Below are 15,278 nucleotides of genomic sequence, written 5' to 3' on the forward strand. Positions count from 1 at the left end.
AAGGGTAGATCGGCGGGATTCGAACCGCCGTCCTCCCACTTCGCAAGGTGGCGCTACGACCTCCGGACTATGACCTGCGGCGCATGGGCGTAAGCGTCTCGGATCTCCAGGTGGATCCGGTTGGGGGTCGGTGGCGAGCGTGGCCGCTGCGGAGAGTAATGATGTGACTGCGCCAGCCCGCGCGGCGGCGAATGCACACCTGCGGCAGACCGTATCGACTGTGTTCGCGTTGCGCTGTCCCGCGCTGCTCTTCCGTTTGCCGACAGTGCGTGACACATGCCCGGTGTAGGGTAAGGCCCGTTCAAGTGGCCCACATGAAGAGGAAACGATGGTCGACGTTGCGCTGCTGCTGGGCGGCCCGTCCGAGGAGCGCGGGATCTCGCTCAACTCCGCACGCTCCGTAGCGGACCACCTCGAGGGCGCGGTCGTCAATCTGACCGAGATCATCTTCTTCGACCGCCAGGTGCGGCCCTACTCCATCCCCCGTGGGCTGCTCTACTGCAACACCCCGAGCGACTTCGACTTCAAGCTGGCGCACGAGGGCCGGCCGCTCACCGAGGACGAGCTCATCGCCCGCCTGCGCACGGCCGGGCTGGTCTTTCCCTGCATGCACGGCGAGTTCGGCGAGGACGGGCAGGTCCAGGCGCTGCTGGAGAAGGCCGGGGTGCCCTTCGTCGGCACCGGGGCCGAGGCGTGCGCGACCGCCTTCGACAAGTACAAGGCCAAGCAGGCCCTCGACGCCGCCGGCATCGGCGCGGTGCCCTCGGTGCTCGTCGACGCCGCCATGTCCGACGCCGAGGCCGAGCGGGTCGTCACCGAGGCCTTCCCGGACGTCGCCAAACTGGTGCTGAAGCCGGCCACCGGCGGCTCCAGCATCGACGTCTTCGTCGCCCGGGACCGCGCCGCGGCCACCGACATCCTGCGCACCCTGCGCACCCGCCACGACCGCATCGTCATCCAGCCGCGGATGCACGGCGTCGAGGTGACCACCATCGTGCTCGACGGGCCCGACGGGCCGGTCGCGCTCATCCCGGTCGAGATCGAGCTGCAGAACCAGGCGACCGAGGACGAGATCTTCGACTACCGCCGCAAGTATCTGGCCAGCAACGACTCGCACTACCACTGCCCGCCGCCCCGGGACGACGAGACGGTCGCGCGCATCCAGGCCACCGCCGAGGCCGTGTTCAAGACCCTCGGCCTGCGCGACTTCGCCCGCATCGACGCGTGGCTCGAGGAAGACGGCACGGTGCTCGTCTCCGACGTCAACGTGATCAGCGGCATGGAGCAGAACAGCTTCCTGTTCGTCCAGGCCGCGCAGCTCGGCATGACCCACGCCGACGTCCTGCGCGAGGTCCTGCGCGCCGCGGCGCACCGCAACGGTCTCGAGTTCACCGCGCCCTACGACACCACGATCCAGACCGGCGAGCCGGTGGCCGTGCTCTTCGGCGGCGCCACGGCCGAGCGTCAGGTGTCGGTGCTGAGCGGGACCAACGTGTGGCTGAAGCTGGCCCGCTCCCAGAAGTACGCGCCGATTCCGTACCTCCTGTCGCCCGACGGCTCCGTCTGGCAGCTGTCGTACTCGTCGGCCCTGCGCCACTCCGTCGAGGAGATCGTGTACGCCTGCCGCGACGGCCTGCGCCTCGAGGAGCGCCGCCGCCGCCTCGCCGAGGGGATCATCGAGCGCCTCCGGCTGCCCGCCGAGGCCCGCAGCACGTCCGTCGCGCCGCCGGTACAGCTGACGATGGAGGAGTTCCTCGACCGTCACGAGCTCGTCTTCATCGCCCTGCACGGCGGCGCGGGCGAGAACGGCACCCTGCAGGAGCTGCTGGACGCGCACGGCATCCGGTACAACGGCTCCGGCCCGGCCGCGTCCCGCCTGTGCGCCGACAAGTACGAGACCGGCAAGGTCGTCGCGACCCTGCAGAGCGAGGGCATCCACACCGCCCGCCGCGTCCGCGTCGACGTCCCCCCGTCGGTCGAGGAGTCGGTGATCGAGACCCTCTGGCACGACATCATCACCGAGGTCACCGACACCCGGGTGGTCGTCAAGCCCCTGGACGACGGCTGCTCGGCCGGCATCCTGCCGCTGGGCAACGCCTCGGACCTGCAGCGCTACCTGGAGCTGATCAACGCCGGCGCGAGGCGCATCAAGGGCGCCGGGTTCTCCCTGCTCGGCCCCGACCAGCTGGTCGAGATGCCGACCAGCCGCCCCCAGCACCTGCTCTTCGAGGACTACATCGACACCGACGACGTGCGGGTCGAGGACCACTCGGGCGACGCCGAGCTGATCTGGGGCCGCGAGCGCGACACCGGCTGGATCGAGGTGACGGTCGGCGTGATCGGCCCGCGCGGCGCGATGGTCGCCATGAACCCGTCGATCACCGTGGCGAGCGCGGGCATCCTGTCGCTCGAGGAGAAGTTCATGGGCGGCACCGGCATCAACATCACGCCCCCGCCCGGCGCCCCGCTGGGCCGCGTCGAGCCCGGGGCGGTCGACGCCGTGCGCGCACGCATCGCGCGGACGGCGAACGTGCTGGGCATGGAGGGGTACGGCCGGATCGACGCCTTCATGCACCGCAAGACGGGCGAGGTCATCATCATCGAGGCCAACTCCCTGCCGGGCCTGACCCCGGCGACGGTCTTCTACCACCAGGGCCTGGCCGAGGAGCCGCCGGTTCCCCCGCGTCAGATCCTCGAGCGCATCCTGGACCTCGCCAGCCACTCGTAGCCGTGGGCGCCGAGTAGGGGATCGCCGAGGTGGTGCCGCCGGCCCTGCGCGGCACCGGCGAGCCGGCCGGCGGGAGCTGCACGCTGCCCGCCGGCGCCTTCGCCGCGGCCGTTCGCGAATACCTCAGTGCTGGGTGAAGATGCGCTGGACGCGGGGGCCGACCTGGGTCAGCACCTCGTGCGAGACGGTGTCCATGGCCGCGGCGGCCTGCTCGATCGGGGTCGAGAAGCCCGCGTACTGCCCGAAGATGAGCACGTCCGAGCCCACCTCCGCGTCCGGGTGGCCGGTGATGTCGATCGCCATCGAGTCCATCGAGATCGTGCCGGCGATCTCGCAGCGGCGGCCGTTGACCAGCACGTATCCGACCTTGCGGAAGGCGCGCGGCACGGCGTCGTAGTAGCCCGCGGCGATGAGCGCGATCCGCGTGTCCGGGGACTGGGCGCGGAACAGGCCGCCGTAGCCGACCCGCTCCCCGGGCGCCATGTCGTGGATCTCGACGATCCGCGACACCAGGCCGACGCCCGGCGTGAGGCTGATCAGGCTGCTGGTCGCGGTCGAGGGCTGCAGGCCGTAGAGGCCGATGCCGATGCGCACCATGTCGTAGCGCGCCTCCGGGAAGCGGATCGTGGCGGCCGTGGCGGCGGTGTGCCGTACGACATCCTCGAAACCCATCTCGTCCGCCGCCGCGCACACCGAGCCGAAGCGCTTGAGCTGCTCCCGGGTCAGGTCGTCCTCGGCGGGGTCGTCGGGGCAGCCGAGGTGGCTCATGAGCCCGGCCAGCCGCAGGTGCTCGCTGCCCTTGAGCTTGCCCAGCAGCTCGATCGCGGCCTCCGGATACAGCCCGCTGCGGTGCATCCCCGAGTCCACCTCGACGTGCACGTCCAGCCGGCGACCGCTCACGGCGGCGGCGCGACTGGCGGCGTCGTACATCTCCACGGAGTACAGCGACGGCGTCAACCGGTGCCGGACCAGCCGCTCGAGGTCGCCGGGCACGGCGAGGAAGACCAGGATCGGCATCTGCACGCCCGCCCGGCGCAGTGCGACGCCCTCGTCCGCGGTGGCCACGCCGAGCCAGTCGACGCCCGCCTCCCGCAGGGTGTGCGCGACCGTGACGGGATTGGTGCCGTACGCCTCCGCCTTCACGACCCCCATGAGCCGCGTGTGCGGGCCCACGAGCTTGCGGAAGGCGGCGACGTTGTCCCGGACGGCCGCGAGGTCCACGTAGAGCCGGGTCGCGGCCGCGGCCTCCACGAGGTGCATCCAGGAGTCGGTGACCATGGTGTCCCGTGGTACGTGCACCAGCGCCACGTCGTCGGGGCGCAGCTCGGTCGCGACGAACGCGCGCATGCGGTCCTCGTCCGGGAAGCGGTGCACGGGCACCTCGCTGCCCGCGAGCGCGGCCTCGATCAGGCCGTGCGCCTCGTCGTCCAGGCCGCAGACCAGCCGCACGTTCTCGGCTCGCAGGCACCGGGCCATCGCGTCGGCGCCCTCGGCGGTCAGGCCGGTCAGCGGATCGCCGATGATCATGAGGGTGCGGCCCTGGGCCCCCATGAGGGACCGGGCCGTGCGCAGGGCGCTGCTCAGCGCGAGGGGGTCGGTGTTGGCCAGCTCCCCGACGACCGTCGCGCCGTCGGGGCGGCGCCACATCTGCATGCGCGTCGACGGCGGCGTGTAGTCGGCGACCGCCGCGAGCAGGTCGGCCGGCGCGATCCCGAGCAGGGTCGCGGCGCCCATCGCGAGCTCGAGGTCGTTGAGCACCTCCGGCGACGGGGTCGCGACCAGCAGGTCCTCCTCCGTGCCGCCGGGCAGCGCGGCGCGGACCAGCGAGGAGCGCTCGACGTGCCGCAGCCTGGTCAGCCGGGGCAGCGCGGGGTCCCCGGCCGGCAGCAGTCGCGCCTTCGAGATCTGCCGGGCCATGGCGTGCACCGAAGCGTCCTGCTCGCCCATGAGCAGCCATCCGTCCTCGGGCAGCCCGGCCGCCATGCTCAGCAGCTCGCGGGCGTGCTCCTCGCGGCTGCCGAAGCTCTGCCCGCTGCGGCCGAGGTTGGTGAACACGACCGCGCGCGGGTCGACCATCCGCGCGAGGCGGGCCATCTCGCCGGGCTCGGTCGCGGCCGCCTCGATCACGGCGACCGGCACGTCGGCCGGGCACTGCAGCACCGACAGGGCCACGCCGAGCTGGCTGTTGTAGCTGCCCGGGCTGCCGTACGTCGTGCGATGCCCCGCCAGCAGCCCGACGAGCGCGTCCTTGGTGAGCGTCTTGCCGTTGCTGCCGACGACCGCCACGAACGTCGTCGAGCTGAGCCGGCGCCGCCACCACACCGCCATCTCCTGCAGCGCGGCGAGCGGATCGTCGACGGCGATCACGGTCTGCCCGGCGAACTCGTCCAGCCGGCGCCGGTCCACGACCGCGGCGATGGCCCCGTTGGCGAGCGCCCGCGCCACGAATCGGTGACCGTCCGTGACACCCTGAAGAGCGAAAAAGAGACTGTCGGCCTGCAACCGGTCCGAGTGAATGGCGACGCTGCCGACCGCGCGCTCTTCCCCGGGGAAGTGCACCGTTCCGCCGACGATCGACGCCACCTCGGCGACCGAGACTGGGTCCATTCGGCGAATACTAGTCTGGAGTGCGCCGCTGCACGGACAGTAAGATTGCCCGGTGTTAGAGATCATGGAGATCCTCAGGAAGGATGCCCACGCGACGCCGGAGCGCATCTCGGACCTGACCGGAATCGACGTCGACCGCGTGCGGGCACAGATCACGGCCTGGGAGCAGCAGGGCGTGATCCGCCGGTACAAGGCCGTCGTCGACGCCGACCGGCTGCGTGAGCTCAGCGGCGAACAGGTGATCACCGCGTTCATCGACGTCGCCGTGATGCCCGCCCGCGGCCTGGGCTTCGACGACGTCGCGCTGCGGATCTCCCGATTTCCCGAGGTGCGGTCGGTGTACCTCGTCTCCGGCGCCCAGGACCTGCGCTGCGTGGTCACGGGGCGCAGCATGCACGACATCGCCGACTTCGTGGCGCAGAAGCTCTCGACGATCGAGCGGGTGACGGCCACAGCGACGCACTTCGTGATGAAGACCTACAAGGACGACGACGAGCTCTACGCGACCGCCGAGGTCGACCGACGCCTCCCGGTCACGCCGTGAAGCCGCTCAACCCGATCGTCGCCGCGTGCCCGCCGTCGGGGATCCGGCGGTTCTTCGACATCGCGGCGACCATGGACAACGTCATCTCCCTGGGCGTGGGCGAGCCCGACTACGTGACGCCCTGGCACGTGCGCGAGGCCGGGATCTACGCGCTGGAGCAGGGCTACACGACGTACACCTCGAACGCGGGCCTGCTCGAGCTGCGCACGGCCATCGTCGACGATCTCGCCCGCCGGTTCTGTGTGACCTTCGACGCCGTCTCCGAGTGCCTGATCACGGCCGGGGTGTCGCAGGGCCTGGACCTGGTGATGCGGACCCTGCTCGACACCGGCGACGAGGTGATCATCCCCGAGCCGTGCTACGTGGCGTACGGCCCGTGCGTGACCTTCGCCGGCGGCACCCCCGTGTACGTCCCGTCGTCCCCGTCGTTCGAGATCCTGATCGACGAGATCGAGCGGGCGATCACGCCGCGCACGAAGGCGATCCTGGTCTCGTCGCCGTCCAACCCGACGGGCGCGATCCAGCCGCGCGCGGTCCTGGAGGCCCTGGCCGACCTGGCGGAGCGCCACGACCTGTACCTGGTCTCGGACGAGATCTACGAGCGCCTGAGCTATGACGCGCCGCACACGTGCATGGCGTCCGTGGCCCCGTCCCGGTCGATCATCCTGGGCGGCTTCTCCAAGGCCCACGCGATGACGGGCTGGCGGGTCGGGTTCGTGTGCGCCCCGGCGTTCATCCTGGAGCTGGCGGGACGCATCCACCAGTACACGATGCTGTGCGCCCCGCACGTCTCCCAGGCCGCGGCCCTGGAGGGCCTGCGCTCCGGCGACGGCCAGGTGGCGGACATGGTGGCCGACTACGACCGCCGGCGCCGCCTGTTCGTGAAGGGCCTGAACTCGATCGGCCTGACGTGCCACGAGCCGCAGGGCGCCTTCTACGCCTTCCCGTCCATCCGCTCGACGGGCCTGGACTCGGAGACGTTCGCGGAGCGCCTGCTGCAGGCGGAGCGGGTGGCGGTGGTCCCCGGAAGCGTCTTCGGCCCGGGCGGCGAGGGCCACGTGCGGTGCAGCTACGCGACGGCGCTACCGCTGCTGGAGGAGGCCGTCAAACGGATGGGCCGGTTCGTGGACTCCCTCTAGCCGCTCAGGCCGCGAGCTCGCGCCACTCGGGGCGGCCGCCCATCCAGGCGTTGGCGAGGATCTCCGCCGCCGCCCGGCTCGGGCAGTGGTGGGTCTTCGACGGGCCGGAGGCGCCGCCGGTCTGCGCCAGGACCTCCCACTGGGTCCCGTCGGTGCTCAGATATACGTCGCGGCGACCACGCGGACCGTGGACGCCGTTCCACCAGTGCCGCTCGACCTTCACCCGTTGACCGTACCGTGCCGTGCTTCCGGACGGAATGCATCGCAGCGGTGCAACCTGCCGCCAGGCCCCCCAGATGCGGGCAATCGCACCGAGCGTGAACGCGGCACTACCGAGCAGGACGACCGGTGGCCAGACGCAGACCCTTGGCGGCCAGGCGGTCGGCCCGCTCGTTCTCCGGGTGCCCGTTGTGGCCCTTGACCCAGTGCCACTCGACCTGGTGCTTGGCGACGAGCGCGTCGAGCTCCTGCCACAGGTCGACGTTCTTGACCGGCTGCCGGTCGCTCGTCTGCCAGCCGTTGCGCTTCCAGCGGGCCACCCAGGCGGTGATGCCGTTGCGCACGTAGGAGCTGTCGGTGTAGAGGTGCACGACCACGGGCCGGGTCAGGCTCTCCAGCGCGCGGATCGGCGCGGTGAGCTCCATGCGGTTGTTCGTGGTCGCCGTCGCCTCCCCGCCGCACAGCTCCTTCTCGACGGTGCCGTAGCGCAGGACGGCGCCCCAGCCCCCCGGTCCCGGGTTTCCGCTGCAGGCGCCGTCCGTGTAAATCTCGACGTGGGTCACATGGGTATTAGACCGTGTGCCACTTCTGGTTCGCCGTGCCGGCACAGTCCCACAGCTGCAGCAGCGCGTCGTTGTCCGGGTTCCAGTCCTTGATGTCGACGCACTTGTTCGCCTGCGGGTTCACCAGGTCGCCGGCGGCGGTGAGCACGAACTTCTGGGCCGCGTTGCCGGAGCAGTTCGCGATCTGGATCGCGGTGCCGTTGGCCGAGGCGCCCCAGGCGACGTCCATGCACTTGCCGTTCTCGGTGCGCAGCGAGCCGTCGACGAAGTTCCACCTCTGGTTGGTGCCGCCCGTGCAGTTCCACACGATCAGGCGCTGGCCGTCCGAGAAGTTCCAGTTCGGCACGTCGATGCATTTGTTGTTCCAGTTGCTGGCGATCGACTTCACCGAGCTGTTGGTGCCGCCGCCGGTGGGCGGCGGGGTGGTGGTGCCGCCGCCGGTGTTGCCGCCGCCGCCGGTGTTCCCGCCGCCGCCCGTGTTGCCGCCGCCGGTGAAGGGCGACAGCGTGATGCCGGCCGCGCGCGGGTCGCCGTCGTGCACGAGCGACTCCTGGTTCTGCACGTCGTCGAAGGCGAAGCCGTAAGCCCGGCCGTCGGCCATGTTCGCGTGCACGATCCGCGAGTAGTGGTTCGTGAGCGCGCTCTTGTAGAAGTCGGCCGCGGTCCCGCCCGGCTGGGTGTCGATGGTGCCGAGCGTGCTGCGGTGCAGCGCCGCGCAGAGGGTGCGCGCGATCGGCCCGACGACCTGGTCGTTGGGCGCGCCGAGGGCCCCGTCGCAGCCCCACACGTTGGCGGTGGAGGGCCGGTTGAACGAGGCGACCTGCTGGCCGGAGGCGTTCGTGAAGGTCATCACGGTGCCGTTGGTGCGGCCGAAGTACTTGACGTTCGGCTGGTCGGTGAAGGGCACCACGGTGAGCGTCTTGGTGGTGTACGCGTTCCAGGCGTTGGCGATGTACGGGTCGAGGTACGTCGCGCTGAACAGCCCGGCGTCGGCCGCCTTGCCGGGCGAGAGCACCCGCAGCACCGTGCCGTCCGAGCGGGTCACCACGGTGTTGCCCCAGCCGGCCTGGGCCTTGAGCTGGTTGATGACGTTCTGGCGCCCGTCGGTCTTGAGCGCGCCGGTCGTCGAGGTCGCGCCGTTCGCGCCGGTGACGCTGACCGCGTGCGGCACCGCGAACATGTCGACCTGCGAGCTGTTGAGCCACAGCCCGTCGTTGTTGTACGTGAACTCGCTCCAGTCGAACAGGATGTCGTGGTTCGGGTCGCCCGAGGCCCACGGCGCCGGCTGGACCAGCCCGTCGGGGGTCAGGAAGAACTTGAGCCGCTCGCCCAGCGACATGTAGACGCGGCCGGAGAGGTTCTTGGGCAGCTGGATCGTCTTGCTGCCGCCGTTGGCCGGGCCGGGGATCGACACGTCCGGGGCGGGCATGGGCGGGTTGGTGCCGGAGGACCACTGGGTGAACGTGCCGTTGGCGGAGACGTACCCGAGCTTGCCGGTGCTCAGGTTGGTGCCGAGCACGTACAGGTAGACCGCGTCCCCGCGCCCGGTCGAGTTCGTGACGGTGAACGGCAGGAGCGACGGTCCGGCCGCCTGGGCCGAGGGCAGGGCGGCGATGGCCACGGGTATCGCGGCGGCGACCACGGCCGCGGCGCCGAGCAGCTTCGTCCTCAATCGCACGGGAACTCCTAGGTCGGATCGTGAGAGCGCTCTCAGCTTCCGGGGCGGCGCGAACGGGTGTCAACGGACACCAACAAGACCCAACGATCTGTTAAGGGCACGTTGAGATTGACGGGTCTAGCAAACCGTACGTACGTCTTGTTAGAGTGTCGCCATGCCACCGCTGCGGTTGCTCTCGCTCATCTCGCTCGTCAACACCGCCGGCAACGGCCTGTGGATGGTGTCGAGCGCGCTGTACCTGACCCGGTTCGCGGGCCTGTCGATCGCGCAGACGGGCCTGGCCCTGACCGTGACCGGCCTGGTGTGCATGGTGGCGAGCGCCCCGATGGGCTACGTCGCCGACCGGCTCGGCGCGCGGGAGGTCTACGTCGCCGGCCTGCTCGCCCAGGCGCTCGGCACCGCCGCGTTCGCGCTGGTGCACAGCGTGTGGGTGTACCTGTTGATCGGCGCCCCGCTCGCGATCGCCGACGCCGCCCAGCGCGCCGCCAAGGGGGCCGTCATCGGCGGGGCGGTCCCGCCGGAGGAGCGCGTACGCACCCGTGCGTACCTGCGCTCCGTCACCAACGTCGGCATCGCGCTCGGCTCGGCCCTGGGCGGCGTAGCCCTGGCGATGGACACCCGCGCGGCCTACGTCGTGCTCATCCTCGGCGACGCGCTCACCTACCTCGTCGCCGCGGCCCTGGCGAGCCGCCTCGCGCCCATCCCGCGCCAGGTCCACACCCCGGGGGCCCCGCGCCTGGTCGCCCTGCGCGACCGGCCGTTCCTCGTGTTCGTCCTGCTCGACGGCCTGCTGTCGACGCACTTCGGGCTGTTCGAGGTCGGGCTGCCGCTGTGGATCGCGCACCGCACCGACGCCCCGGAGTGGCTGATCGCGGCGGTGTACCTGACCAACACCACGGCGGTCGTGCTCCTGCAGGTGCGGGCGGCCCGCGGCACCGACGAGCCGCGGGGGGCCGCCCGGGCCGCCCGTCGCGCCGGCCTGACCCTGCTGGTCGCGTGCGGCCTCTACGCGCTGTCGGGCCACGCCCACCACGCGGTCACGATCGCCCTGCTGATGGCGGGCGCGCTGGTCCACGTGGTGGGCGAGCTGTGGCACTCGGCGTCGGGCTGGGGCATCTCGTTCGGGCTGTCGCCGTCGGACAAGCACGGGCAGTACCAGGGCGCGTACGCCATCGGCATGCAGCTCGGCCAGATGCTGGCCCCGATCGTCGTCACGACGCTCGCCCTCGGCTGGGGCGACCCGGGCTGGCTCCTGCTCGCCGTCGCCTTCGCGCTCGCCGGTGCGGCCATGCCCCCGACCGTCGAGTGGGCCCTCAAGAACCGTCCACATGAGACACAAGCCGAAGAGCCTGATGGCTCGGGCCGCGTCAGTATCTGACCGTCGCTCCCGCCAGGAATCCCGACGTCCGAGGGTGGCGCAATCAGTTGCCGACTCCCAGGCTGTCCATGAACGCCGTCGGATACCGGTCGCCGCGGGCCGAGCCGGCCGGGACCGCCCGTTCGATCTCGGCGAGGTCGGCGGCGGACAACGACACGTCGGCCAGCGCCTCCGACAGCCGCTCGCGGGTGCGGGCGCCGACCAGCGGCACGATGTCCGGCCCCTGCGCGGCGACCCAGGCGATGGCGAGCTGGGCGACCGTGCACCCCTTGGCCGCGGCGACCCGGCGCAGCGCCTCGACCAGCCCCAGGTTGTGCTCGACGTTGCCGGGCGCGAAGCGCGGGGTGTGGACGCGGAAGTCCCCGGGCTCCGCGGGGCGCCGCGCGCTCCAGTGGCCGGAGATGAGGCCGCGGCCCAGCACGCCGTACGCCGTCATCCCGATCCCGAGCTCGCGCAGGACCGGCAGCACCTCGGCCTCGACCGCGCGGGACAGCAGGGAGTACTCGATCTGCAGGTCGGCGACCGGGTGCACCGCGTGCGCGCGGCGGATGGTCTCGGCCCCGACCTCGGAGAGCCCGAGGTGGCGCACGTAGCCGGCCTCGACCATCTCCTTGATCGCGCCCACGGTGTCCTCGATCGGCACCGCGGGGTCGAGCCGTGCGGGGCGGTACACGTCGACGTACTCGACGCCGAGGCGGTTGAGGGAGTACGCGAGGAAGTTCCGCACCGCCTCGGGCCGGTTGTCCTGCGGCCCGAACACCGGCCCGGGCCCGCGCAGCTGCCCGAACTTCACGCTGAGCACATAGCTGTCCCGCGGCCGCCCGCGCAGCGCCTCGGCGAGCAGCAGCTCGTTGTGGCCCATGCCGTAGAAGTCCCCGGTGTCGATGAGCGTGATGCCGGCGTCGAGCGCCGCGTGCACGGTGGCGATGCTCTCGCCGCGGTCGCTGGCCCCGTACGCCTCGCCGGACAACCCCATCGCCCCGAGCCCGAGCGCCGAGACCACCGGCCCGGCCGTTCCCAACTGTCGTGTCTGCATGGCTTCGACGATGCCCTCGATCCCGGCTCCCCGGCAGCGGAGCGTGCATCGTGGGAGCGACGCTCCCTGGCTGCGCCGGCGCGAAGGGGCACCATGGAGCACATGCAGCGTGAGCAGCTCGCCGACTTCCTGCGCCGGCGCCGCGAGGCCATCCACCCGGCCGACGTGGGCCTGGCCGACGGTCCCCGCCGCCGCACCGCGGGCCTGCGCCGCGAGGAGGTCGCGATGCTCGCCGGCATGTCCGTCGACTACGTGGTGCGCCTCGAACAGGGCCGCAGCAGCCAGCCGTCGACGCAGCTGCTGGCCGCCCTGGCGCGGGCGCTGCGCCTCAGCGACGACGAGCGCACCCACCTCTTCCACCTCGCCGGGCACCGCCCGCCCCCGGCCGAGGGCGTGGCGCGGCTGGCCCGGGCCGGCCTCCTGCGCATGCTGGACCTGCTGGCCGGCACCCCGGCGTTGGTCATGTCCGACCTGGGGGAGATCCTGGCCCAGAACCGGGCCGCGCTGCTGCTCTCCGGCGACCTGACCCGCTTCACCGGCCTGCGCCGCTACGCGACCTACCGCTGGTTCACCGAGCCCGAGGCCCGCGCCGTCCACCCGGAGGACGACCGGGACCGCCAGTCCCGCCAGCACGTCGCCGACCTGCGCGCCGTGGCCGGCCGCCGGGCGGGCGACGCGGACGTGACCGAGCTCGTGGAGCGGCTGCGGTCCGAGAGCGAGGATTTCCGCGCGCTGTGGGAGGAGCACGCGGTGGCGGTGCGCCGGGCCGACCGCAAGACGCTGGTCAACCCGCGGGTGGGCCCGATCACGCTGGACTGCGAGACGCTGGTGACCCCGGACCTGGGGCAGCAGCTGCTGGTGCTGACCCCGGCGAACGCCGACGCCCGGGAGCGCCTGGAACTGCTGCGAGTCCTCGGCACCGAGACGTTCACGGATGCTTGATCGAAAAGTCGGGCGCTGTGCGCCGCGACTTTTCTGATTTATACCCCGACGGGCGGCATGTCCGTTCGTCGGCGCCAAGGCTTGTGTACAGGCGTACACATCTCGCGTACGTTTGTACACATGACCGAGAAGTCCATGCGCCAGCGGATGCTGGACGGGGAGCTGTACATCGCGGACGAGGAGGTCGTCCGGGACTACCTGCGCGCGCAGGACCTGACCCACCGCATCAACGCGCTGCCCGCCGCCGAGGCTGCGACCAGGCGCGAGCTGCTCACCGAGCTCCTCGGCGGGCTCGGCGAGGAGACCGATCTCCGCACGCCGGTGCGGTTCGACTACGGCTTCCAGACCTTCATCGGCGCGCGGACCTTCGTCAACTTCGGACTCGTCTGCCTCGACGTGGCCCGGGTGACGATCGGCGACGACGTGCAGATCGCCCCGAACGTGCAGCTGCTCACCGCCTGGCACCCGGTCGAGCCCGAGCCGCGGCGCGCCAAGTGGGAGGCCGCCTCGCCGATCACCATCGGCGACAACGTCTGGCTCGGCGGCGGGGTCATCGTCTGCCCGGGCGTCACCATCGGCGCGAACACCGTCGTCGGCGCGGGCGCGGTCGTGGTCAAGGACCTGCCCGCCAACGTCGTCGCCGTCGGCAACCCGGCCCGGGTCATCCGCGAGATCTGAGATGTCCGTCCGGCGCCACGATCCCGACCGCAAGGACCGCATCATCGACGCGGCCGTCGCGGTCATCGCCGAGCACGGGGTCGCGGGCACGACCCACCGCCTCATCGCCAAGGCGGCCGACGTGCCGCTGGGGTCGCTGACGTACCACTTCACGAGCCTCGAGGACCTGCGCTGCCAGGCGTTCCGCCGCCACGCCGAGCGCATGTCGGTCATCTACGAGGCGCACTTTCGCGACGTACACACCCGTGAAGCCCTGGTCGAAGCGGTCACCGACCTCATCGAAGGCGACGCCGGCGCGGACGCGTCGGACTGGGCGGTCGCCTACGAGCTGTACCTCGCCGCCGTGCGCGAGCCCGCCCTGCGCGACATCACCGAGACCTGGATGCGCGCCAGCCGGGCCGTGCTCGAGCGGTTCGTCGACCCGACCACGGCCCGGGGCATCGACGCCCTGATCGAGGGCCTGGTCATGCACAAGACCCTGTCGACCGGGCCGGTGTCCCGCCAGGACATCCGCGCCATCGTCGACCGAACGATCGGAAGTCCATGACCCTCTCCACCCCCGTCACCGCCGACCCCCGCCCCGCCACCCGGGCCACCTACGCCGCGTTCATCTGGTCCGGCGTGGCCATGGCCAGCTGGGCCTCGCGCATCCCGCAGATCCGCGACGCCCTGCACCTCGAGCCCTCGAAGCTCGGCCTCGTCCTGCTCTCGATCGCGGCCGGCTCGATCGTCTCGCTGCTCGCGTCCGGCCACATCGTCGCCCGCTTCGGCTCGCGCAAGACCGTGGCGACGATGGCGCTGCTGCTGATGCTCGCCCTGGCCGGCGCCGCGTCGGGCTACCACTTCGGCGTCGTGCCCGTGGTGCTGAGCCTGGTGCTGTTCGGCTTCGCCAACGGCGCCTGGGACGTCGCCATGAACGTGCAGGGCGCGGTGGTCGAACGCGCGGTGGGCCGTTCGATCATGGCCCGATTCCACGCCGGTTTCAGCGTCGGTACCGTCGCCGGCGCCCTCCTCGGCGCGGCCATGGTCGCCATGCACGTGCCGGTGACGCTGCACCTGTCCCTGACGGCCCTCGTGGTCGGCGCGAGCACCGCGTACGCGGTGCGCAACTTCATGCCCGACGGCGCCTCCCCGGACGCGCCCGCGGAGGGCGGCCTGGCGCACACGCTGCGCTTCTGGCGCGAGCCGCGCACCCTGCTCGTCGGCGTGTTCGTGCTCGCCTTCGCCTTCGCGGAGGGCACCGGCATCGACTGGATCGGCATCGCGGTGATCGACGGCTACCACGCCCCGGCGGCGGTGGGCACCCTGGCGTTCGCGGTGTTCCTGGCCGCGATGACGACCGGCCGCTGGTTCGGCCCGAACCTGCTGGACCGCTACGGCCGCGTGCCGGTGGTCCGGGCCCTCGCCGTCCTGACCGTCGCGGGGCTGCTGCTGTTCGTCTTCGGCCCGAACACGCCGCTGGCCTTCGCGGGCGCCCTGCTGTGGGGCGTGGGGACGTCGCTCGGCTTCCCGGTGGGGATGAGCGCGGCCTCGGACGACCCGGCGTTCGCGGCGCCGCGGGTGAGCGTGGTCGCGTCGATCGGGTACTGCGCCTTCCTGGGCGGCCCGCCGCTGATCGGCTTCCTGGGCGACCACATCACGGTGGTGCGGGCCCTGGCCGCCGTGGCGGTCCTCATGGCGGTCGCGTCCCTCGTCGCGAGCGCCGTCCGCCCGCTGCCCGCGACCACCGAGTAGCGCCTCGGCCGGCCTGGCGCACGCCCGCTTCG

General features: G+C 71.8%; 13 protein-coding genes. 8 read left to right on the forward strand and 5 right to left on the reverse strand.

The genetic code is table 11. The features are described 5' to 3' along the window. The first annotated feature begins 328 nt into the window (after nucleotides 1-328). Complete coding sequence (locus ACQP2P_RS02125; RefSeq protein WP_433612727.1) at nucleotides 329-2,728, forward strand: hypothetical protein; 2,400 nt, start codon at nucleotides 329-331, stop codon at nucleotides 2,726-2,728. 123 nt (nucleotides 2,729-2,851) lie between these two features. On the opposite strand, the gene alr is transcribed toward ACQP2P_RS02125, so the two are convergent. Then, nucleotides 2,852-5,335, reverse strand: a complete 2,484-nt coding sequence (gene alr, locus ACQP2P_RS02130) for an alanine racemase (protein ID WP_433612729.1) — start codon at nucleotides 5,333-5,335, stop codon at nucleotides 2,852-2,854. Between the two features lie 52 nt (nucleotides 5,336-5,387). On the opposite strand from alr, the gene ACQP2P_RS02135 reads away from it, so the two are divergent. Together ACQP2P_RS02135 and ACQP2P_RS02140 are read left to right on the forward strand one after the other, a co-directional pair. Further along, the gene (locus tag ACQP2P_RS02135) at nucleotides 5,388-5,879 is read left to right on the forward strand and encodes an Lrp/AsnC family transcriptional regulator (protein WP_433612731.1); all 492 of its coding nucleotides are present in this window, start codon (nucleotides 5,388-5,390) and stop codon (nucleotides 5,877-5,879) included. Continuing rightward, on the forward strand, nucleotides 5,876-7,018 hold the full coding sequence (locus ACQP2P_RS02140; RefSeq protein ID WP_433612733.1) for an aminotransferase class I/II-fold pyridoxal phosphate-dependent enzyme: 1,143 nt from the start codon (nucleotides 5,876-5,878) through the stop codon (nucleotides 7,016-7,018). The genes ACQP2P_RS02135 and ACQP2P_RS02140 overlap by 4 nt, the downstream gene beginning before the upstream one ends. 4 nt (nucleotides 7,019-7,022) lie before the next feature. On the opposite strand, the gene ACQP2P_RS02145 is transcribed toward ACQP2P_RS02140, so the two are convergent. The 3 genes from ACQP2P_RS02145 to ACQP2P_RS02155 all read right to left on the reverse strand — a co-directional run bounded on the left by ACQP2P_RS02145 (nucleotide 7,023) and on the right by ACQP2P_RS02155 (nucleotide 9,478). Beyond that, nucleotides 7,023-7,241 carry a hypothetical protein gene (locus ACQP2P_RS02145; protein WP_350610008.1) on the reverse strand — a complete coding sequence of 73 codons (219 nt, stop codon included), beginning with the start codon at nucleotides 7,239-7,241 and terminating at the stop codon, nucleotides 7,023-7,025. 106 nt (nucleotides 7,242-7,347) lie between these two features. Continuing rightward, nucleotides 7,348-7,800: a ribonuclease HI gene (rnhA, locus tag ACQP2P_RS02150; protein WP_433612736.1), complete on the reverse strand. Its 453-nt coding sequence runs from the start codon at nucleotides 7,798-7,800 to the stop codon at nucleotides 7,348-7,350. A 7-nt stretch (nucleotides 7,801-7,807) separates the two neighbouring features. Continuing rightward, the gene (locus tag ACQP2P_RS02155; protein WP_433612738.1) at nucleotides 7,808-9,478 is read right to left on the reverse strand and encodes a glycoside hydrolase family 64 protein; all 1,671 of its coding nucleotides are present in this window, start codon (nucleotides 9,476-9,478) and stop codon (nucleotides 7,808-7,810) included. Between the two features lie 154 nt (nucleotides 9,479-9,632). Between ACQP2P_RS02155 and ACQP2P_RS02160 the strand changes: the two genes are divergently transcribed. Beyond that, on the forward strand, nucleotides 9,633-10,856 hold the full coding sequence (locus ACQP2P_RS02160) for an MFS transporter (RefSeq protein ID WP_433612740.1): 1,224 nt from the start codon (nucleotides 9,633-9,635) through the stop codon (nucleotides 10,854-10,856). 43 nt (nucleotides 10,857-10,899) lie between these two features. On the opposite strand, the gene ACQP2P_RS02165 is transcribed toward ACQP2P_RS02160, so the two are convergent. Continuing rightward, nucleotides 10,900-11,892, reverse strand: a complete 993-nt coding sequence (locus tag ACQP2P_RS02165) for an aldo/keto reductase (RefSeq protein ID WP_433612742.1) — start codon at nucleotides 11,890-11,892, stop codon at nucleotides 10,900-10,902. A 102-nt stretch (nucleotides 11,893-11,994) separates the two neighbouring features. On the opposite strand from ACQP2P_RS02165, the gene ACQP2P_RS02170 reads away from it, so the two are divergent. From ACQP2P_RS02170 to ACQP2P_RS02185, 4 genes are all read left to right on the forward strand, one after another. Further along, nucleotides 11,995-12,834 (forward strand): helix-turn-helix transcriptional regulator, encoded by an 840-nt coding sequence (locus ACQP2P_RS02170; protein WP_433612744.1) that lies wholly within the window; start codon nucleotides 11,995-11,997, stop codon nucleotides 12,832-12,834. Nucleotides 12,835-12,954: 120 nt separating this feature from the next. Next, nucleotides 12,955-13,512: a sugar O-acetyltransferase gene (locus ACQP2P_RS02175; protein WP_433612746.1), complete on the forward strand. Its 558-nt coding sequence runs from the start codon at nucleotides 12,955-12,957 to the stop codon at nucleotides 13,510-13,512. 1 nt (nucleotide 13,513) lies between these two features. Next, entirely contained in the window at nucleotides 13,514-14,059 is a 546-nt protein-coding gene (locus tag ACQP2P_RS02180; RefSeq protein WP_433612748.1) for a TetR/AcrR family transcriptional regulator, read from the forward strand. Further along, on the forward strand, nucleotides 14,056-15,246 hold the full coding sequence (locus ACQP2P_RS02185) for an MFS transporter (RefSeq protein WP_433612750.1): 1,191 nt from the start codon (nucleotides 14,056-14,058) through the stop codon (nucleotides 15,244-15,246). Before ACQP2P_RS02180 ends, ACQP2P_RS02185 begins: the two co-directional genes overlap by 4 nt. Nucleotides 15,247-15,278 lie beyond the last annotated feature (32 nt).

The organism is Dactylosporangium sp. CA-139114 (genome assembly GCF_050955725.1).
GTDB lineage: Bacteria > Actinomycetota > Actinomycetes > Mycobacteriales > Micromonosporaceae > Dactylosporangium.